We start from the raw sequence: 20,356 nt of genomic DNA on the forward strand, positions 1-20,356 counted from the left end.
TATTTCATATTACACATCCTTAACTTAGTTCCAAAACCACATTAGCCCATTATAGGTATATTCCATTGCTGCACGACCGTCGTGCGAATACCCGTCCTTAATACGAAATGCGATATTTCCAGATTCTTCACTTTCGGTGGATATGAAATTCCCACTCGGCATACCAAGCATTCCTTTAATCTGTCTTGTGAGATGTCCGTATTCAAAGTCATCCGTTCCGGTAATCGCATAAATGAAAAAATCGCCAGGGCTGTGACCGGAGGCAGTAACTGCCGCATCTACATCATCGCCCTCATAATCCATCGCACCGCTCATCGGCAGGAAATATCGGAATTCATCTAGACAATTCACAAAGGTATACCATGTGGTAACAGATCCCATCGAAAATCCACCAAATGCACGGTGATCTCTGGAATTCTTAATATCCTCCGGCGATGTGCTTTTCGCATATGTCGAGTAAGTTCCTTCCACAGCAGGAATCAGGTCATTTACCAGTTCATTGTGATAATTGACCGTCAGAGTATAAAATGCCAACGTGTAGTCTGCACTGTCCTCCGGACTTTCATTATTGTAGGTAGGACATACAATGATAAGCGGCTCTACCTTTCCATTCTCTATGGCATGATCAATGACATTCTTAAAGGAATTCGGATGATCCGGAGTACCAAGGGTCGTTGTTTCATTACTCCAGCCGCCATGCATTAGATACATAACATTGTATTTATTTTTTTCAGAGTACCCATATGGCAGATATACGATTGCCCGTTTTGTAATCTTCTTTCTTTTCTTTTCATATGATTTCGATTCATAGGTATTGTAAGTAAGCTCCACCAAGGTTCCCTTCTGATCTGCCGCTAGGTAATACTCCTCTGGAATATTCTCCAGTTCCTGCGGAACTGGATGCTCAGTACCGCTTCCAGTGTTCATGTCAGCTTCTTCCACCTTTCCTGTTTCCTCTTGTCCTGTTTCACTAACTGCATTATCCCGTACGTCAGAGACCGAAGTAGCATCCGGTGATTGCCGGCTGCTACATGCCCCAAATAAACCGTTAAGAAACAGCGACACTACCATAATTACGATAAATCTTTTTGCTCTCATTCTCCATTCTTCCTCCTCAGTCCATCTGGTTCTCCCAGAACCTGACCGCATGATCTATCCACCCTTCTGCAATCGTCCCTTCACCAAGTCCGAACCCGTGCGGTAGACCATCAAAAATCTCAATCTCTGAGTCTATTCCATTTGCCTTGATGTTATTAATACGACGCCCCATTGTTAGAAAGCTTGCAATGCCGTCGATGGTACCCACATTTGCATATGTCGGCGGCTCATTTCCGTACACCTCGGAAAGTCCCGTATATTGCATGATGACCGCTCCAGGTCTCGGATACTCCGCTTCACTAAAGGCTGCTGTTCCGTATGATCCAAGCCAAGCCGCCATCCGCGCACCTGCAGAGCCTCCCCACAGGGAATAATCCTCCGTGTCGACCTCAAGTTCATCCGCATGTTCATGGATAAAAGCAATCGCTCGTGCAAGATCCTCGCAGGCTGTCTCGGCTCCCGGTCGGTAAATCAGTGCGAATGCATTATATCCCTTTTTCGATAATTCCAATGCATGCGGAAAGCTGTCATGCATGGCTGCTACATATACAAAGCCGCCACCGGCATTCACAATGGCAAATTTCTTCCCCGGATTCCCTCGAAAAACGAAAAGTCCGGTATTTTCCTTGGCGGGATCAGCGGCTTTTTCTTCATCCGTGTAGATGTCATAAAAAATCTGTTCCCCCGCCTCTACTTTGGTTTTCATATAATTTACGATTTCGACTGTCCGATCTGGATTCACATAGTTGTACCAGGTCAGGATGCTGCCGAACTCACTCAGAGTCATACTCCTGACAATCGTCTTATCGGCAGGGAAAATCAGTCTCCCGTATCCATCAAAGGCAGGATCATCAATGACATCCCATACTTTTGTGTCCACTGTGTAGATCATCTCTAAATAGTCCTCTGCTTCATCTGTGGATATCTCTGTATCCGCTATTGCTTTTGTACCGGATTCTTTCACTGGATCCTGTCCTTCTTCGACAATTTCACTGCCTGTTTCAGCTTTCGATGAAAAAATCTGCTCATCTGCCGTGTTTTTACCGCATCCAGTAAGCAGTGCAATGAACATCAAAAAGATGGCAAATACGAGTCTGTACTTCCTAGATTGCATCCTTCCACCTCCTTCAATGTTCTCCGAACAGCCATCCCATAATCGTTTCATCATGCGCAAATGTCAGTCCTCCGGCGTATTGATATTTGGATTCATTACTTACACACGATGTTAAGATGCCGCCTTAACAATGCATAATAAAATTAATCTAGTTTTTTTCATAGTACATTTCTCTCTTTTTTATTAAAATAGTATTTTTTGATAATAGAATGACCGTAACTTTAGGTCAGATTATGTTCTTAATCTTATTATTAAAATGTGAGAATTTTGTGAGAAAAGAGGCAAATTTTTATGATAGTTATTCTGACAGCAAAAAAGCAGGCATATCAATTTGCCTGCTCCTTTGAATGAATATATATAATTGGTGTCCAATACTTAGGATATCCGCTATTCGCTTTCGCGCACATTACTAGAACTTGAATACTCAAACCAAAATGTGGTTAGACCTTCCTCGCAATCCACTCCATAAAGCATATCGTGAGCCTTTAAATAGGTGCTTACAATGGAAAGTCCGATTCCGGTCCCTTTATTACGACCGCCATGATGTTGACCACGCTGATATCTTTCCCATATAATAGCACGATCCTCTTCGGGAATAGGGTCTCCAGGATTAATAACAGACACTTTAATCTTGCTGTCCAAATTCTCAATCACTACGTCAATCGTCCCACCATGTGCGGTATGATTGATGGCATTATTTAATAAATTTCGCATCACTTGACAGATTTTCACCGCATCAATATTAACTGGAAGATCAGTTCGCTCGCTCACCAATCGAATCTTAATACCATAAACAGAGGCATTCTGTTCACAGTGCGCTATCTCCGACTCAACAATCTCGTATAGATTGTACCAGTCCATTTTTAGTTTGACATATCCAGCCTGAAGCTGAGAATAATCCATGATGTCGCTAACCATCTCGCTCATTCGTCCAGCTTCTTGTAAAATAAGACTTAGGTTTTCATTGCGTTTTTCATCCTCTTTCCAGTTTATATCCCGCACCATTTCAGTGTATCCGCTGATAAGGGCCAGCGGTGAGCGAAGCTCATGTGATACGTTGGCGATGACCTCTTTACGAAGAATATCCACACGCTGTAGAGCCTGACTAAGCTCCTTCACCGAATCGGATAATTGCCCGAACTCATCTTTCTGCGAAAGCCCTGGTGTTGCAGTTAGTTCACCCTTTGCAAGTCTGTCTACAGTCCACTTTATTTTCCTAATTGGCTTCAAAAAATGGCGAGACAATAATGCTGAAAGCATAGCAGCAGCCAATGTTAGTATTATACTCAGCATCACCAACTGACTGCGATTGATACGAAGCACCGTATGCAGTTGATCTAATGAATGATACAAAACAATCGAAGCCTGCCGGTTATCGTAAAACACTGGAATACCGATCTCAAGGACTACCGGCTCAGATCCATATCGTAAAATTTTATTATATGACTTTCCCTGCATAACCAGCTGGTATTCTTTACTCTGCTTCAAATATTTTAGAGCTCCTGACATAGATTCCAAGGTTTCCTCATCTAATATTTTGAGACCCATACTGTAAACTGCAATTATTTTCCCATTACCATCAATCAGTATCATTTTCCCATTGGCGGATTTGCTTAAAGAAGAAATAAGTTGTTCGTTATTAGCGAGATCATTTGTTTCCAACTCTTCAATAAAAGGTTGCAATTGACCTTGTACTTCGGTGACAGTGGAGTCAACATAGTTCCTTTCAAATAGAAAAATCTGCACAACCCATATAAAAGCGATGCTAAGTGCCACCAGAAGCATCATAAGTAGCCACAATCGTAATACAATCTTTGAGTGGAAGGGCGAAACCTCACTAATTTTATTTATATTCAAATTTGTACCCAACCCCCCAAGTGGTTTGAATTACTTTCCTATAGTCGCCCAGATGCTCCCGAAGTGATTTGATATGGGTGTCTACCGTACGTGTATCACCATGATAATTATATCCCCACACCTTATTCAAAAGTTGCTCGCGACTGAGTACAAGTCGTTCATTTTGTGCGAGATATAATAAAAGATCAAACTCTTTAGGTGGCAAGTTAAATTCTTTTTTACCTACGGTTACTGCTCTATATCCGGGAGAGATACATAACTCTCCAAAAGTAAGCTTATCACTTGATTTGTTCCCGCAACGTTTGAGTATAGCTCCGATTCGGGCCATTAGTTCCTTTGGGCTAAATGGCTTTAGTAAATAATCGTCTGCTCCAAGGTTAAAGCCCAGCAACTTGTCATATTCTTCGCTTCGGGAGGTCAACATAATTACCGGAACCTGGCTCTCCTTGCGAAATTCCCCCAACGTTTCAAAACCATCAAGTCCTGGCATCATGACATCCAGGATAACAATATCAAATTGTGTATGATTTATTTTTTCGATAGCTTCCTTGCCGTCTTCTGCCTCTTCGCACTGATATCCATCCAATTCAGCATATGTAAGTACTAGCTTGCGAAGATGTATATCATCATCAACAATTAGTAGTTTTGACATCTTAATCCCTTCCTCCATATTTCATATATTTTTTTAACAATGGGATATTCTCTAAAATGTGCCCGGAGACCTCTTGTCACTCCAAAATTAAATTTGTGAGTAATTTTTGAGTAAACTATGAGGAAAGAATAAGACATGGGGACATTAAGCAATTACCAATATAAATTATTTTAGTCAGATCTCTAGAAAAGTCCTGCAGTTCTTATATTACTCGCGATACTAAGTTTCAGGTTCAGCATTAGCTTTCTGTCTCATCATAAGTAGTTTTCCATCCTTTAATGGAAGTCCTTCTCTTCCCATACATCTCTTCTATTATATGTAATCTCGATTTATTAAAATATTATCTTCCTATGAGTAGAGCTTCTTGGATTCTTGAAACTGGTGGATTAAGTTTCATAGGCTTATCTTTTTGTGAATTCTGGTACCGCCTTCTCTTTCTTGCATCCTCATTATACAATAAATGAAAACACGACTAGTATCACTATCATAGCAAATCATTGCCTAATCCTCTAACAACCATTTACTCTTAAAGAGAATTACCTTTATAATAGGACCTTCATATGTGTATATAATTAAGTTAACATTTTCACCTAATACACTTCCGCTTTCTTTATGGTCTTCTATATATTTCACAAAATAGATGACAAACACATCATTCTGTTTCATAAGGTCCGTGTGATTACCTGTTGTACTGTTCGTGTGACAAATTTAATAGAATGAAAAGATACGCATTGATCATATCCTTAGAAACAAAGTTCTTATCGAAATATTCACATGCTTCGCTCCATAATTCCAACAGATAAAATAGACCACTTCCTATTCAAATTTAAAGGAAATATTCTATTTTTTGTTTGCTATTTTTTTTCACTCAAACCTTAAAACTTAGCTCCTAAATTTATAAGTAAACTACTTTATAATAGGTCTAAATATAAATGTAAGTAAATAAAATGATGGTTTTGACTAATTTGTTGAGCGATGAGATTCACGTCTTCTTTATTTGCCGCTTCTAATGCTCGTACTATTGGTTCTTTCCAAGCATGGTTCGCAAAGGTAAAGGCACCCCAATGTATTAACATCAGATGCTTGCCTTCTACATCTAGATTAGCCTGTACTTATTTTTCTGGAAAAATACAAGCCCAAGACCAGCGTCTATCATATTGACCGCCTTCTATTAAAGCGATATGAAATGGTCCGTATTTATTGCCAATTCCCCCTAACTGAATTATTTATAGACCTAACCAATCTGCGATTTCGTCTTGTGAAGAGATTACCTCTTCATCCTTTTAATTGTCGGCACCCACCTTTAGCTAAATGCCGCAGTAGTGGTAAATTTTTGTTCTAGTCTTATAGGGCCAGTTTTTCAATTTTTATACCGTACAAAAATTAAAAAAAGCATGAACATGTCTATTATGCAACAGATGAGAAAGTGATCGATAGCCTATTCCTCCCAATTTATTGCATAATCCTCTTACAACAAAATGCATCGATGAAAGGAAGTTAAATATTTATCTATAAATGACTAACGCATCGAATCAATTCATTCGATGCGTTAGTCATTTATAACTTGTTATACCATTCATCATCAACAGGTTCTAACCATTCCGTACGTGTAAAATCTCAAATGGGTATTTATCTTACACTAATATCAACATGTTCCAACCATCTTAACTCTTCTTTCGTTAAAACAATCTGTGAACCCTCATAGCAAGAGATCAACTCTACTTCATTTTGGGCTCCAATAAGAGCACAGGTCGGAAATGGTTGATTAAGCACATAGGCAAGAGCGATTTGAATGGTACTGACACCTTTTTCCTTTGCCAATTGTTCAGCCCGGCGCAAACGTTCCCAATTGTCGTCACTATAGAAAACGCGAACAAGATCTGCATTGCTTTGATCTTCCTGAGTAAATCGGCCAGTAAAGAACCCTCTTGCTTGGGATGACCAGGATAAAATGGGCAGCTGATATTTTTCATGCCACTCACAATCAGCCGCATCAACTGATACACAGCCAGCCCAAAATGGTTCTTTCGCTTTGGCCAAGCTTAAATTTGGACTACTAAAAGTAAATCCAACCAACCCATTAGCTGCCGCATATTCATTTGCTTCCTGCAACCGGGAGACCGTCCAATTTGACCCTCCAATCGCCTTAATTCTTCCGGCGGCAATATGTTCATTTAAGGCATCCATAATCACACTGACTGGAACATTCGGATCATCACGATGCAACGCATATAAATCGATATAATCGGTTCCAAGCCTCTCTAAGCTCTTAAACAAATCCTTTGATATGGCTTCTGGATTTACACGAGGGCCGTTCTGGTCGTGGTGTGCCCCTTTCGTCAAAATGACGACATCTTCACGATTATTCCGTTCTTTCATCCATTGTCCAATTGCCACTTCACTCTCACCGCCACAATAAACATGAGCGGTATCAATCGTATTCCCACCTATAGAAAAATAACGGTCCAGTACATGGCAAATGTTTTCATAAACACTCGGCCTAAAATAATCAGAGCCTTGAATAAGAGTCGTTACTGGTTTTGATAATCCTGGAATGGTAATCGATTTCATAATTTTGACCTCCAATTAGTTAGATCTCAACCCGACGTTGTTCTCTTGCCGATGTTAAACAAGCATCCAACACTTTCATATTCAAAACGGCATCGGATGCTGGAAAAGGAAGCGGTTCCCCGTTCCGAATGCTTCTCCCTATTGCATCTGCTTGCAAGGCATATTGGTTCAAGCGAGGAACTTCCACTTCTCTCTTCCCTTCCTGTGTATAGACAAAAAAGTTATCCCCCTCATTCTGATTAACCACAAAGGCGCTAGGCACTTCAATTCGTCCTTCTGTTCCCAAAATCTCTAGGGTATTTCTGAATGCAGCCCACATTCCGCTATCAAAGGTTAAAGCTACACCTCGATTAAACTCCAAAATGCCAGAGGTCATCATATCTACATAATCGTGTTCTTCGGAAAGATAAGCATGAACAGTTGCAGCTTTTGGCTCTTCATTTAACAACATGCGTGCAGCACTAATTGGATAAACGCCGACATCATATAATGAGCCGCCGCCCCACTCTCTTTTATACCGAATATTGTTCATTTCCTTAGAATTATTAAAAGTAAAGGTGCCGTGGATTCCCCGTATCTCCCCTATCTCACCCGATTTTATAATGTTACGAATGGTGGTATACCGCGGATGATACCGGTACATAAATGCTTCCGCAAATACAACGCCAGCTTTTTCGCAAGCTTCAACCATTTCCTGTGCTTCCTCTGCATTGATTGCTAATGGTTTTTCGCATAAAACATGTTTACCCGCTTCTGCGGCACGGATCACCCATTCTTTATGCAGGTGATTAGGCAGCGGAATGTAAACGGCTTCAATAGTAGGGTCAGCAATTAATTCTTCATAACTTCCATAAGCTGTCGGTATATTCAATTGTTCAGCTGTTTGCTTGGCCTTGTCCAATCCACGGCTAGCAATTGCAGCGACTTCGCCTGTTTCAGATTGCTGGATTCCTGGTATAACCGAGCGCTTTGCAATTCCTGCGCATCCGATAATCCCCCAACGAATTTTTTTCATTCCATTCCTCTCCTTTATGTAAAGATAATACTATATTGTCATTATATGAAACTCATAATAAAATAAAAATAGAATCTTTTTGCCCTACATATGAAACAATATTGCGATGAAAAGAGTGATGGTGAATGCAAAGACAATATTTATTACCTACACTTAATGATCATGAATATATGGTCCTTCCGGAATCAATCGGATTGTATTGGGATGAGCCGAAACATCAGGTAGACCGAAAAGTGGGAACGCTTAATAATTTTAGTATCCACTTTATTGTCTCTGGTTCTGGCTTTGTAGAAATGGATGGCAAACAATATTCCTTGAAGCGCGGAGATGCTTTCTTGTATTTTCCTATGCAGGAACAACGTTATTACAGCAGCCAGAATGACCCTTGGAATATTCGCTGGGTTCATTTTTATGGAAGTGTCCTCCATCCATTTTTATCGGATAAAGGTTTTCATCAGCATTCACTTTGGAAGGTTCAACATCTTCAACCATTAGAAGAATTACATGAACAGCTTCTTCTTGAAGCGGAGAAAAATAGTTTTTTGCATTTGTCCCGCTTGTCCACCCTTACCTATACGTTCTTAATGGAGTTTATTACAAATGTGGTGCCTCGAACTTCTGATCGAAAGCAAGAATTAGACGATCGTATTCAATCATTGCTCCCCTTGATGCAAAGTAATGCTTGTGAACCATTCGAATTGGATTACTGGGCAGAACAAGCAGGTGTAAGCACCTACTATTTTTGCCGCCTTTTTAAACGGGCTACACAAATGACACCAATGGCGTTTATTACATTATGCCGGCTTCAAATGAGCAAACAATGGCTGCTGGACAATAAGGAAATGACAATTAAAGAAATTGCTCTAAAGGCAGGCTATCCGAGTATAAGTTATTTTAATAAACGTTTTTTACAACATGAAGGAATGACACCTACCGATTACCGCCAGCTGTATCCTTTTAAAACCAAGAAATAGTATGACTTCATGTTCTTGAAAATGTTTCAAATCATTGTACTTGGGTAGACATTCTATGCACCTCGATGTAATTTTCTTACTGCATTAGTACATTATAGGAGGCATGGTAATATGAGTATTGAAAAAAGAATCGTTGGAACATTTAATTCAGAGCAAGAAGTCTTGTATGCAATCGAAGGTTTGAAACGTCAGGGGCATCGTGAAACAGATATGATGGTTGTTGCGAAATATCGAAGTGACATTCCGTTAATCACTTCCCAAACTGGCGTGATGGTAGAAGCGGATACACAGGTAAATACCTTAGCTGGTGTCATGATGGAAAGCTTTTTTTCCTTGATGACGGCAGGAATGGGCGGAAGTCAGGCAAACGCTTTGTCCAGAAGACTTATTGAAAGAGGGATACCACAATTTACCGCAAAACAGTGTGAAAAGGAAATATATACTGGAAAAATGATCCTGCTGGTTGACACGTATAAAACTTACGACAGCCCAATTTATGAAGCACAATATGAGACCGAAAAAACAACAGCTGTCCAGCTTCATGAAGAACAGCTTGATATTATAAAAGAGCGTATCCAAGTTGGGGAATTACAGCTCCAAAAAGAAGTTGTGGAAGAACAGCGAACTGTTTATGTACCCCTTTTACGAGAGGAAGTATATATTGAGCGCCGTCCTGTCACTGATGGAAAGTATGATGGCAGCGCATTTACAGAGGATGAAATCATTCGTATTCCCATTACCGAAGAACGAATAGAAGTAACGAAAAGACCAGTAGTTGTTGAAGAAGTGATTGTAGGCAAACGAAAAATTCAAGAAACAAAGCAAGTACAGGATATCATTAGAAAAGAAGAAGCTCGAATTGTGGAACGTTCTGTCCCATCAGTTACGGAAGCAGTCACAGTGTTGAAGTCTGATATGGTGCAAGAAGAAGTTAGTAAGGAAAGCCCAAATATATTAATAGTAGAAGGAAATCCAGACATTGAAAGCATAATAAAAGAGGATAAAAAGGAGGAAACCCACGAAAAAAGCACAGGCTCCCTCGTTGTTAAAGTAGAGAAAAACAAACCAGAATTATCTGCTACTAATAAGGACAAAGCAAACGGGATGCGAACTGATTCTCCTGCTATTAAGGAAAATGAAAGCGAAAATGAAGTATCCATTACAGTTGCTAATGTGAAAGAAGAAATCCACAGTAATGAAAATTCATCGAAGGGGGAAAATAAAAATAATAAAAACCAAAACAAGAAAAAATGATCATTGTCAGTAAATTAGATTGGATAATTGAAATTCTTAGATGCTATAAAAAAGGCTGGATTCAACTTTTGAATTCAGCCTTTTGTTTCGTTATTTAGGTTATTGAGTACCACTAGTAAGATGTGCGTCAAACATATCAATGATTTCTAGGAACCTATCCGCTTCCCGGAAAACATGGTCTGCTAATAGAGGATGAATAATGCTCTTTATTTTACATTGCTCAATTAAATCACGGGCTGTTTTCTTGAAGTCTCTAAGAGATACGACCGACACGCGATTCTGATCAAGAAATTGATCTAAAAGAGGAACGGTTTGTGATTGTGGCTTCATAGATTCTAAGTCCCTTGCCTGATACAGTAATTGATCAAAATCATTGCTAAAATTCTGAGCTAAATCAACTAGTTTCCTTTCTGACGGATCAAGGAGATGACCAATAAATTTGGCATGGTCTGCCATAATCCTTAAGAAGAAGACATTTTCTTTAATAATGGCATCTGGAAGCGATTGTAATTTTCCTTCATTTAATTCAATTAATCGTTTTCTAAAATAATTCGCTTCCCTGCTTGTATGGTCAACTAATAGTGGGAAATTATTTGCCCCCGGTAATTTGCATGTGAGAATGAGTTCTAATACTTTCCGTTTAAATACGAAAATATTCGTTGCAGCTATTTGTACCTCTGAATTAAATCTTCTTATTTGTTCGGGGTCTGTTTGATTATTAAAGGAATGTGAAGTTTGTTCGATGTGTTCAAATAGGCGATAAAATTGATTGGCCTCATGAATAAGTTGAGTATCTTCTGCTCTGAAACCTAATCGAAGAAATAAAGAATGTTCTTTCATGATCCTAGCCCAAAAACGAATTTCATTTAAAGAGCGCTCAACAAATAATCCAGATGTAACACCTGTATCAGCATGTAAAGGAGTATGATCCCCGTTCATCGTATGCCTCCCAGAAATACTCTTTTTGCTCTATTCATATTTACATAGTCAATAAAATATGCCTTAAAGATGTCAAAATAAGCTCTGATCCTCAACTCATTTACCCTGATTGGGCACCGAAACGTTAAGGTTTTAAGCCGTCGGGTATTTTTATCGCAAATAAAACAAAAATAAGGTTAAATCAAAAATGGAGGAAGAAAAATGTGGACATATTTTTGGGAAGCTCTCCTATTTGCATCTGTAGGATCCTTCATCCTTAGGCTTGGGGGTAGAAAATCAATATCACAAATGACGGTCCCACAAATGGCAATAATCATTTCCTTGGGAACGGTACTTGGTGGAGAAGTAGCTGGAAAAGGGATTGGTAACTCCATAGTAGCCGCTGCTGCTTTTATTGGATTTCTGCTAGTTACGGAATGGATTACTCTTCGCTGGAACGGAGTAGAAAAGTTGATGAAAGGCGAAGCAATCCCTGTAATTTCTGAAGGAAAACTCTTAATAGACAACTTAAAAACATTAAGAATTTCTGTGGATGACTTGGAAAAACGTTTAAGAATGGCAGGTATTAATCGCATAGAAGATGTACAAATAGGAACAATCGAAAATAATGGAGAATTAGGTTATAGTTTAATGCCTCATGCAAGGCCAGTAACCATGGGTGATTTGGAACAGATTTTGAAAGCTAATTTCTCACAAATTAATATAACTAATTCCAACAATAAAGATAATATTTTTAATGAAGTAATTATAGGTAAAAATTCTAAAGAGGTTTCAAATCAATTACATTAAGCGCATCTTGCTGAGGATCAAATAAACGAAAGATAAATAAAAACCTAAATCACAAAATAGGAAACTTATAGAAGCTTCTCATATTAAGCGATTTAGGTTTTGCCTGAATGACCAGTAACAATCCATTTAGGTTTTGCCTGTGTCCACTCAGTATTTTAACTTACACTCTCTATTATAACCAAGAAACGATAGCCTACAATTATTAAATGAACGTAATTTGTTTATTACTGAACATATCGATTTAATTTGTTTATTATCTCTTAAATACTTCAGGTTTAAATCTTTCCCTCGAAAAAAGGTGATTGTTTAGATTCTTTAGCCAAAGCTATATACGCAATGATTGATAACAAACTCGTTGTGAAAATAATTACGCCAAATGGTACGGCAGAATATTCCCCTGCTACTCCCACAAGCGGTGCAGTAACAGCACCTAATAAAGTTGGCATTACACCCAAGAGTGCGGCCGCACTTCCAGCAATATGCCCTTGAGATTCCATCGCTAATGTAAATGAAGTCGGACCGGTGATACCAATCGCAGCATTCAAGAAGAAAAGCGGTATGACTAACATCATTAAAGGACCATGCATAAAGACATTGACCATCACAATCGTTCCAGAAATAAAGGCTAGTGAAAGCCCCACAAAAAGAATGCTATCTTCTTTTATCCGCCCTGCTAAAAATTTTACAACTTGAGCCCCAAGAATTAAACTAATTCCATTTAAAGCAAAAAGCATCGAAAACACTTGCGGTGTCACGTTATAAATTTTTTGATAAATAAATGAAGCCCCGGAAATGTAGGCAAAAACTCCGGCAAACAAGATCCCCTGAACAAGAGCGTATCCCATGAATCGCTTATGTTTTAACAACTCCCTAAAATTTAGTAATAAACCCATAAAATCACTAGAAACTCGCCGTTCTGCAGGCAGGCTTTCTTTGATTTTCAATGCGGTCAAAGCTGATAATAATATTCCAAAAATACCCAAAGAGATAAATATACCGACCCAAGGAGTGAAAGTAATGATCGCACTACCTGCAAGCGGTGCAATCAATGGAGCAAGATTACCGATAACGGTTAAGAGTGAAAAAAACTTTGTCAGTTCTATACCACTGAATAAATCACGAACAATCGCTCGAGAAATAACAATCCCAGCGGAACCTGCAAACCCCTGGATGAAACGCAAAATGATAAATACAGTCATGTTCGGTGCAAAGGCACAAGCGAAGGAAGTAAGGGAATACACAAACATAGATATCAATAATGGTCTACGTCTGCCATGAACATCACTTAATGCCCCCATGATGATCTGACCAATAGCCATCCCTAAAATACAAGTGGTCAAACTTGCTTGGACCAAGGAAGCATTTGCCCCAAAATAGCCCATAATTTTAGGAAATGAAGCTAAATACATATCGATGGTAAACGGGCCAATCGCAGAAAAGACAGCTAAAAGTATGGCGAAAACAAGCGAATATTTATTGCTTTTTAAATCCAATTCATTACATCTCCTATCTATATTTTTTTCTACTATTGATTATGAGTAACATAAAATCAGCACGACGATTATTACATAGATGTCTATGTAATATCATAAAAAAATTTAAAATCTTTTAAGAACCTTTTCTAGCAAATATTCCAACTGTTCTTTTTCGGTGTGGGTTAGCCCCCCATAAATGACATTATTTAATTTTTCGGAGATCTCACGAAATATTGGTTCCAGCTGAACTCCCTTTTCCGTTAGATTGATTAAAGTAATTCTACTGTCCTCCTTACTCTTTTTTCTTTCTACAAATCCTAGTTTCTGTAACTTATCAATTAAAACTGTTACTGTCGGTTGAGTACGATGAATTTTTTCAGCCAATTCCTTCACGGATAAGCCGTTTTTTCTGTAAAGGCGTACCAAAATATCTCCATGAGATGGGGAGATACCATCCACTCCGTGTTTGTTTAGCTCCGACAAAATCAAATGGTTTACTGCGTCTCTAATCTTTCCTACTTTTGAGGCTGTATCATATTTTATCATGTTTTTTATTATACATAGATATCTATGTGTTTTCAAGTAGATAATTTTTATAGTCATATGAAAAGTTCTAATTTGAAAAAACCTAAACCAATAAAAATGAAGACGTTAAATAAAGTCCACTTTTTATTGGTTTAGGTTAATTCTCCCCTGACCACTATCAAACCATTAGATTTGCTGGTAAGCCATCCCTATTTGATTCCAATTGGATAATAGTAGGAAAGGTTATTTGTAATCGTTCCTCCTACCCTATACCCGACAGCTGAGGGTTTTCCATCTAGTAGAAAGCTCCCAACTAAAAGATTCCCTTCTTGTTCCCCTTTTTCACTTTGAAACATAACGGTAGGATGCTTGATATACTTCTGGTAAACTGCCACAAAATCCATATATGACCTTTGGGAGTCTGCATGAGCTAAGGTTCCTTCGGATGTATATATTTCGACCGTATCCCCTTCCCTGCCGAATGCAGGCTTTTTAACAAATGGCAAGCCTTGCTCTATAAAAAAATCCGGCTCAAGATACGTCGGAAGAAAATATTCGTCAATCCACTCATGCTCTTCTTTGGTAAAAAATACATGATTCTCACAATGCAATCCCCAAATGACTGCCTGTACCGCCTTGTTCTGCAGCAAAAATGCCGATGGCGGATTAATGATAGCAAGCTTTCCATCTTCCACAAGCTCCAACAGCCATATTCCAATCCTATTCCCCTCTGAATCCTCATCAGTAATGATACTTTCAATGGGGAAAGTCTGCCGATATAAAATATCTATTTTGGTTCCCTCTTCATCAAAAAGTCCGACGCCTTTTTGAATTTGAAGCTTATGAAGTGGGATGAATTTAGATGGAACTTCGGAAAGTGCTTGTAAATAAAGGACCGTTTCCAGGTCCTCTAAGTTGTCTTCATGAGCTGTAAAAACAATATTAGGTTCTTTTATTCCCAATTGCTTTACACTAGAATGAATATTTCGGCGAACAACTTCTCCTAATAATTGTTCCATTGGTGCATTCGGATTTTCTATAGAGAATTCCCTGCAGATTTCTTCATTAACATAAAATAGTTCTTTTATAAAGGTCGGCGTATCTGCATTTATTTCAATACATTTATAGCTATTTCCATATGGAATGAGATCAAGCCGAGAAATAACGCTCTCGGCAGGAAGAGTTTTTAATCTTATAAACTGAATGGTCTCCTTTGGGAATCCCATTTCCAATAATGTCCGGTCAGGTACTTCACGAAGCAGCTTGGAAGTTTTAAAAAAGATGGAACCTATCCGGTCGCTTGCGATGTGAATTTGACTTAATTTCTTCCATTCTATTAGCTCAATATCATAGAGCGCATATTCTTCCCCATAAAGATTGGCCCAGAAATGGTCCACTTTCTTATAAAAACGACTTCTCTTGTCATGGTAGGAATCAATATTCAAGCCTGTTCCTCCCCCAACTCCTTTACATAAAGGACATAAACCCCTCTGTCTTCGTCGATTTCTGTCGAAGTGACTTCCTTCTGTCCAAAACCGCGAACATCCACAACATCCTTTAAAAGAAAACGAATAATGTCATAATGAGTTTCACATGGGATAGAAGTGATTAATTTATAATTCTCTTCTTCACGATATCTACGAATCTCAATAGATAGTCCTTTTCCGCGTACCCCTCTTTCATCGGCTGCATGAGGGTTTCTTCCCATCTCTTTGATCACAAGAATATCTTCGTCACCGTTCATTTCATTTGAGATCAGCTGGTATAGCTGACCTCTCATAATAAAATAAGTACATAGCTGCCGGGCATACAACTCATCTAAACCGACATGATCGACGTAATATTCATAAAAGGGTTCGTAGTCATTGTTTCCTTTATCAATAAAATATGTAAGTTTCCTCATTTGACACCATGCCCTTTAGTAAGATAAACACTTTGCCACAATCCAGCCAATCGATAAGGATAAGGAAAACAAAATGATTCCTACTGCCCGATTATCATCCACAATGGCCTTTTGGATACTGAAACGGATCGTTAATACCTCCGCGAGAATAAACACAATAATTTGAGAAATGATACCGATTATTCCCCAAATCACCATATCGAATAGTGAGACTGAATATTCAGCAGATGCTCCTAAAACTAAAGCAAGACCGACGACTTTACCCCCAAGTGTCAGAGCGGCTGTTACGTTTTTTTCGGCAATTAATCCAAACTCCTTTATTTTTGGGGTACTGACCATAAATAATATGAGTCCTATAATTAAAAGTAGTAACCCTACCCCTAAATAAGCAGCAAAATTAGCATATAAGTTCACAAACATACTCCCTTTCATTTTCGTAAAGTTCTAAGGTCAAGCTTTTATCCACCATAGCTTTTTGAGCCGCTCCCAAAACCTGAGCTTTTCTTTACCGACCCTGTACTACTGCTTCCTGAAGTGTTCCCTTTAAAGGACGAACTGTTTTTATAAGAGTTATAGTTCTTACTTTTGTAAAGTAATGACTTGCTATTATAATAGTGTCCTCCGTAAAAGTAATGCCCATAGTATCTGGAGCTGCTATCATCACATTCCCAAACACCATCATCATCATCCCACTCCCAATCGGTACAGCTCGGGTCGTCGGGCGGTGCAGGTATACTCTGAGAATTTGAATTACAACCTGCCAGACCTAACAGAAGGGCTGTAGATGTGATTCCCGTCATTACTGTTCTTGTTTTTTTCATGCAATCACCTCCGTACCTGATGTCTATACTTTACGAACCATTTTCCAAAAAGATTCGTGGTAAAATTCTTGATTTATAACATAATCAAGATGTTTATCAAACTTAATAATAACAGAGGTTACGGCGAACCGCCTTTAAAAATAGAAAAAAATACCTGTCTGTTAATCTGTTTGATAGTTGCCAGTTCCTTTAGCTATCCTTAAAATAGATATGGTATGAAGAAATATTTCCGTAAATACTTTGCCTTCCGCCATTTTTATTTTCAAATGTCGGAAATTGTTAAAAATTTGAAAATAATTAAAGTGATTTTATAGTTTATAATTTTTGTAGAATACAGATTATGAGGAATCAAAAAGTGTTTATTTAATTTCCATGACTGTTTTGTTACTATACTATAAGTATGTATCTGTACATGGCATTCTCTCCTTAATCCCCATAATGTTTTTTAATAAAATACAAAAGAAGGATTTAAACAATATGAATAAAAAAATCTATTTGGTACCCTTAACTTTTTCTTTAATGACGGCACCTATCGCTGCAAAAGCTGAAACGGTTCCATCCAACACACCGGTCACACAGGAGCAATTGCAATCAGACTTATCAGGAATAAAACAAGAAAAACTTCAAGTGCAAGAAGAAATTAATACCCTAACGGAAAAAATGAAAGAAATTGATCAGCAAATTGCAGAAGCGAATACAAAAATTCAACAAAAGCAAAATGAATTAATAGAAATTCAAAAAAATATGAACCATTTAAATCAAGAATCTATTAGAATCACGGCTTTACTAACGAATCGAGAACAAGAATTTAAGGAGAGAGTATCTTCTTATTATCGTACGGAAGGTCATATGTCTTTTATGAATGTGATCCTATCAGTTAATAGTTTTGGAGAATTTATCGACCATTTTGTTGCCTATGATAAAATTGTAAATGAAGATAAGAAATTTATTGAAGAGTATATTGCTGATCAAAATAAAGTAGCCAGTATTAAAGAGAATGTAAAGAGATTACAAGATACCACCACTCAAGAAAAAGCGGAGCTGGAAAAAATAAAAGCAAGTGAAGAGAACAGTAAAAAGGAAAAAGAATTGTTAGCCCGTACCCTTGAAGAGAAGAAAAAACAATTGGAGCAGGAAGAACAGCAAAAATTACTGGCACTAAAGCTGCTGCAAGAAAACGAAAAGGAAATCCAGGCTATCATTAACGGGATTCAGAATAAGGGTAATGTCCAAATGATTAACTCAGTAATAGCCCCATTCGTTGCTGATGCGCAAAGACTCCATCAAGAAAAAGGGGTTCCTGCCTCCATTACTTTAGGCCAAATCATTTTAGAAAGTTCAGGAAAGTATAACGGTTTATCAGGTCTTGCTTTCCAAGCAAAAAATTTATTTGGAGTTAAAGGAACAGGCACTGCAGGATCAGTCTATATGGATACAACCGAATATGTAAATGGGGTAAAAATCACCACAAAAGCCCAATTTGCGAGTTATACTACTTACTATGATAGTATGCTGGATCATGCTGAGCTGTTATTAAAACCTAGGTATCAGAAATACCTGAAAGACGTTACAAATATTGCAGATTATGCAAATGGTATTCAAAAAGGCGGGTATGCTACCGACCCAAATTACGCAACTAAATTGCTTAAAATTATCTACCAGTATGATATTTATAAATTAGACATCTAATTTATGCGACTTGAAAGGAGATTTTGTGCACATTGATTCTATTTGAAAATGTATCAAAAGTATATCCAAACGGCGTACCTGCTCTTAACAACATTAACTTGCAAATTAATAACGGAGAATTCGTCTTAATCATAGGTGAAAGCGGAGCAGGTAAATCCACACTTAACAAACTAATAACAAGAGAAGAAAAAGCAACGAGCGGAGAAATCATTGTGAATGATATGAATCTATCAACTTTAAAAGAACGTAAAATTCATCTGTTAAGAAGGTCAATCGGAATGGTTTTTCAAGAATTTCGATTGATATCCAATATGACAGTCTATGAAAATGTTTCTTTTGCCCAAGAATCGATTGGAATTCCGATGAACCTCATTCGCAGCAATGTAGACCAAGCATTGAAAAGGGTTGGGCTTTCTTCCAAAGCAAATCGTTTCCCTCATGAACTATCTGGAGGCGAACAACAACGGGTTGCCATTGCAAGGGCCATCGTTAACGGACCCAAAATCATTTTGGCCGATGAACCAACTGGAAACCTGGATATGAAAACTGCATCAGAGATTATGACCTTGTTTGAAGAAATTAATAAAAAGGGAACAACGGTCATAATGACCACTCACAATAGGGAATTTATTGAACGGACAAGCAAAAGAATCATAGTAATTGATAATGGAAGTATACCTAGTGATCTTAAAGAAAAGGTGTTAACAAGTTGAAAATGAACTCGTATATAAATAGGCATTTATCGGAAGGAATGAATAATTTTAAGAGGAATGGATGGATGACCGTCACATCGGTTAGTTCATTGGCTTTTATGCTTTTTCTTGTTGGGGTTACTCTTTTACTATTAATTAATTTAAACCATATCACTGAAAAAGTTGAAAATAATGTAGAGATACAAGTATATCTTAAAGATACCAATACGGCTGAACTAAAGACATTATGGAACAATATTGAATCAATAGAAAAAGTTTCTTCCATTGATTTTGTTTCAAAAAACGAAGGTCTTCAGAGTTTTATGAAAAACCTGGGTGATGAAGGCGCCGCTTTTCAAACCTTGAAAGATGATAATCCTTTGAATGATAAGTTAGTGGTTAAAACGGAACAGCCGCAAGATGTATCTTTAGTTGCCAGTAAAATAGAAAATCTCGCTCAAGTCGATAAAGTGGAATATGCAAAAAACGTAGTAGCTCCTCTACTTATGTCCACGAAGATAGCTCGATTAATTGGCGGTATTTTTATTATCTGCCTCACCCTTATTTCTGGCCATTTGGTTAGCAATACATTAAAAATAACCGTGTTAGCTAGAAAACAAGAAATCCAGTTGAGGAAATTGATAGGAGCCACTAACTATTTTATAAGATATCCTTTTATTGTCGAAGGATCTTTTATCGGACTCCTAGGGGCGTTGTTTGCGGTCATTTTAACTGGGATAGGGTATTATTTTGTTTATATCTATTTTAATAAATATGTTGATCTGGCCTTTGTTGAACTGATTCATCCATACCAGCTCCTTCCTATTTCCTGTTTACTTCTTCTGGGTTTTGGTGCTTTTATTGGGATTTGGGGAGCCAATTCATCATTAAGACGGATATTAAAAATTTAAAACCATTTTAATTTATAAAAAAACCTGTTATTCTTTGTTGAGATTTCCAAAGAGTAACAGGTTTTGATCTTTTATTC

20 protein-coding genes are annotated in these 20,356 nt (G+C 38.0%); 6 read left to right on the top strand and 14 right to left on the bottom strand.

The window, feature by feature from the left end:
* Positions 1-24 precede the first annotated feature (24 nt).
* The 7 genes from GXK58_RS13070 to GXK58_RS13100 all read right to left on the bottom strand — a co-directional run bounded on the left by GXK58_RS13070 (position 25) and on the right by GXK58_RS13100 (position 8,307).
* The gene (locus GXK58_RS13070; protein ID WP_202171358.1) at positions 25-1,098 is read right to left on the bottom strand and encodes an alpha/beta hydrolase; all 1,074 of its coding nucleotides are present in this window, start codon (positions 1,096-1,098) and stop codon (positions 25-27) included.
* 16 nt (positions 1,099-1,114) lie between these two features.
* Complete coding sequence (locus GXK58_RS13075) at positions 1,115-2,212, bottom strand: alpha/beta hydrolase (RefSeq protein WP_202171359.1); 1,098 nt, start codon at positions 2,210-2,212, stop codon at positions 1,115-1,117.
* A gap of 387 nt (positions 2,213-2,599) precedes the next feature.
* Complete coding sequence (locus GXK58_RS13080; protein ID WP_160723510.1) at positions 2,600-4,069, bottom strand: sensor histidine kinase; 1,470 nt, start codon at positions 4,067-4,069, stop codon at positions 2,600-2,602.
* Entirely contained in the window at positions 4,056-4,721 is a 666-nt protein-coding gene (locus GXK58_RS13085) for a response regulator transcription factor (RefSeq protein WP_160723512.1), read from the bottom strand. Before GXK58_RS13085 ends, GXK58_RS13080 begins: the two co-directional genes overlap by 14 nt.
* A 911-nt stretch (positions 4,722-5,632) precedes the next feature.
* A complete protein-coding gene (locus GXK58_RS27015; protein WP_202171360.1) occupies positions 5,633-5,797 on the bottom strand; it encodes a hypothetical protein in 165 nt (54 codons plus the stop codon).
* 553 nt (positions 5,798-6,350) lie between these two features.
* On the bottom strand, positions 6,351-7,292 hold the full coding sequence (locus tag GXK58_RS13095; protein ID WP_160723514.1) for an aldo/keto reductase: 942 nt from the start codon (positions 7,290-7,292) through the stop codon (positions 6,351-6,353).
* A 19-nt stretch (positions 7,293-7,311) separates the two neighbouring features.
* Entirely contained in the window at positions 7,312-8,307 is a 996-nt protein-coding gene (locus GXK58_RS13100; RefSeq protein ID WP_160723516.1) for a Gfo/Idh/MocA family protein, read from the bottom strand.
* A 125-nt stretch (positions 8,308-8,432) separates the two neighbouring features.
* On the opposite strand from GXK58_RS13100, the gene GXK58_RS13105 reads away from it, so the two are divergent.
* Entirely contained in the window at positions 8,433-9,281 is an 849-nt protein-coding gene (locus GXK58_RS13105) for an AraC family transcriptional regulator (RefSeq protein WP_160723518.1), read from the top strand.
* Positions 9,282-9,392: 111 nt separating this feature from the next.
* On the top strand, positions 9,393-10,535 hold the full coding sequence (locus GXK58_RS13110) for a YsnF/AvaK domain-containing protein (RefSeq protein WP_160723520.1): 1,143 nt from the start codon (positions 9,393-9,395) through the stop codon (positions 10,533-10,535).
* A gap of 99 nt (positions 10,536-10,634) precedes the next feature.
* On the opposite strand, the gene GXK58_RS13115 is transcribed toward GXK58_RS13110, so the two are convergent.
* Positions 10,635-11,474, bottom strand: coding sequence for a DUF2935 domain-containing protein (locus tag GXK58_RS13115; protein ID WP_160723522.1), 840 nt, complete (start codon positions 11,472-11,474; stop codon positions 10,635-10,637).
* Between the two features lie 201 nt (positions 11,475-11,675).
* Here GXK58_RS13115 and GXK58_RS13120 point away from each other — a divergent pair, with 201 nt between their 5' ends.
* Complete coding sequence (locus tag GXK58_RS13120) at positions 11,676-12,263, top strand: DUF421 domain-containing protein (protein WP_160723524.1); 588 nt, start codon at positions 11,676-11,678, stop codon at positions 12,261-12,263.
* Between the two features lie 275 nt (positions 12,264-12,538).
* On the opposite strand, the gene GXK58_RS13125 is transcribed toward GXK58_RS13120, so the two are convergent.
* The 6 genes from GXK58_RS13125 to GXK58_RS13150 form a co-directional block, all read right to left on the bottom strand.
* On the bottom strand, positions 12,539-13,756 hold the full coding sequence (locus GXK58_RS13125; protein WP_160723526.1) for a multidrug effflux MFS transporter: 1,218 nt from the start codon (positions 13,754-13,756) through the stop codon (positions 12,539-12,541).
* Between the two features lie 105 nt (positions 13,757-13,861).
* Positions 13,862-14,284, bottom strand: a complete 423-nt coding sequence (locus GXK58_RS13130) for a MarR family winged helix-turn-helix transcriptional regulator (protein ID WP_160723528.1) — start codon at positions 14,282-14,284, stop codon at positions 13,862-13,864.
* A 188-nt stretch (positions 14,285-14,472) separates the two neighbouring features.
* Positions 14,473-15,702, bottom strand: coding sequence for a glutathionylspermidine synthase family protein (locus GXK58_RS13135; protein ID WP_442862476.1), 1,230 nt, complete (start codon positions 15,700-15,702; stop codon positions 14,473-14,475).
* Positions 15,703-15,704: 2 nt separating this feature from the next.
* Positions 15,705-16,166: an RNA helicase gene (locus GXK58_RS13140; protein ID WP_160723532.1), complete on the bottom strand. Its 462-nt coding sequence runs from the start codon at positions 16,164-16,166 to the stop codon at positions 15,705-15,707.
* A gap of 15 nt (positions 16,167-16,181) precedes the next feature.
* Positions 16,182-16,580, bottom strand: coding sequence for a DUF350 domain-containing protein (locus tag GXK58_RS13145; RefSeq protein WP_160723534.1), 399 nt, complete (start codon positions 16,578-16,580; stop codon positions 16,182-16,184).
* A gap of 44 nt (positions 16,581-16,624) precedes the next feature.
* Entirely contained in the window at positions 16,625-16,987 is a 363-nt protein-coding gene (locus tag GXK58_RS13150) for an aminotransferase yhxA (protein ID WP_160723536.1), read from the bottom strand.
* A 477-nt stretch (positions 16,988-17,464) separates the two neighbouring features.
* On the opposite strand from GXK58_RS13150, the gene GXK58_RS13155 reads away from it, so the two are divergent.
* From GXK58_RS13155 to ftsX, 3 genes are read left to right on the top strand one after another with little or no spacing between them, the layout of a single operon-like run.
* On the top strand, positions 17,465-18,676 hold the full coding sequence (locus GXK58_RS13155) for a glucosaminidase domain-containing protein (protein WP_160723537.1): 1,212 nt from the start codon (positions 17,465-17,467) through the stop codon (positions 18,674-18,676).
* Between the two features lie 32 nt (positions 18,677-18,708).
* A complete protein-coding gene (gene ftsE, locus GXK58_RS13160) occupies positions 18,709-19,389 on the top strand; it encodes a cell division ATP-binding protein FtsE (RefSeq protein WP_160723539.1) in 681 nt (226 codons plus the stop codon).
* Positions 19,390-19,391: 2 nt separating this feature from the next.
* Positions 19,392-20,279 (top strand): permease-like cell division protein FtsX, encoded by an 888-nt coding sequence (gene ftsX, locus GXK58_RS13165; protein ID WP_272928152.1) that lies wholly within the window; start codon positions 19,392-19,394, stop codon positions 20,277-20,279.
* Positions 20,280-20,356 lie beyond the last annotated feature (77 nt).

This window comes from Bacillus sp. USDA818B3_A, assembly GCF_009928415.1.
Classification (GTDB): domain Bacteria; phylum Bacillota; class Bacilli; order Bacillales; family Cytobacillaceae; genus Neobacillus.

What these genes read in the sequence shown, in the direction of transcription:
- GXK58_RS13085 (WP_160723512.1), bottom strand. Translation starts at nt 4,721, where the DNA reads ATGTCAAAACTACTAATTGTTGATGATGATATACATCTTCGCAAGCTA.
- GXK58_RS13150 (WP_160723536.1), bottom strand. Translation starts at nt 16,987, where the DNA reads ATGAAAAAAACAAGAACAGTAATGACGGGAATCACATCTACAGCCCTT.
- GXK58_RS13155 (WP_160723537.1), top strand. Translation starts at nt 17,465, where the DNA reads ATGAATAAAAAAATCTATTTGGTACCCTTAACTTTTTCTTTAATGACG.
- GXK58_RS27015 (WP_202171360.1), bottom strand. Translation starts at nt 5,797, where the DNA reads ATGTTAATACATTGGGGTGCCTTTACCTTTGCGAACCATGCTTGGAAA.
- GXK58_RS13140 (WP_160723532.1), bottom strand. Translation starts at nt 16,166, where the DNA reads ATGAGGAAACTTACATATTTTATTGATAAAGGAAACAATGACTACGAA.
- GXK58_RS13070 (WP_202171358.1), bottom strand. Translation starts at nt 1,098, where the DNA reads ATGAGAGCAAAAAGATTTATCGTAATTATGGTAGTGTCGCTGTTTCTT.
- GXK58_RS13130 (WP_160723528.1), bottom strand. Translation starts at nt 14,284, where the DNA reads ATGATAAAATATGATACAGCCTCAAAAGTAGGAAAGATTAGAGACGCA.
- GXK58_RS13075 (WP_202171359.1), bottom strand. Translation starts at nt 2,212, where the DNA reads ATGCAATCTAGGAAGTACAGACTCGTATTTGCCATCTTTTTGATGTTC.
- GXK58_RS13095 (WP_160723514.1), bottom strand. Translation starts at nt 7,292, where the DNA reads ATGAAATCGATTACCATTCCAGGATTATCAAAACCAGTAACGACTCTT.
- GXK58_RS13100 (WP_160723516.1), bottom strand. Translation starts at nt 8,307, where the DNA reads ATGAAAAAAATTCGTTGGGGGATTATCGGATGCGCAGGAATTGCAAAG.
- ftsX (WP_272928152.1), top strand. Translation starts at nt 19,392, where the DNA reads ATGAACTCGTATATAAATAGGCATTTATCGGAAGGAATGAATAATTTT.
- GXK58_RS13115 (WP_160723522.1), bottom strand. Translation starts at nt 11,474, where the DNA reads ATGAACGGGGATCATACTCCTTTACATGCTGATACAGGTGTTACATCT.
- GXK58_RS13105 (WP_160723518.1), top strand. Translation starts at nt 8,433, where the DNA reads ATGCAAAGACAATATTTATTACCTACACTTAATGATCATGAATATATG.
- GXK58_RS13110 (WP_160723520.1), top strand. Translation starts at nt 9,393, where the DNA reads ATGAGTATTGAAAAAAGAATCGTTGGAACATTTAATTCAGAGCAAGAA.
- GXK58_RS13120 (WP_160723524.1), top strand. Translation starts at nt 11,676, where the DNA reads ATGTGGACATATTTTTGGGAAGCTCTCCTATTTGCATCTGTAGGATCC.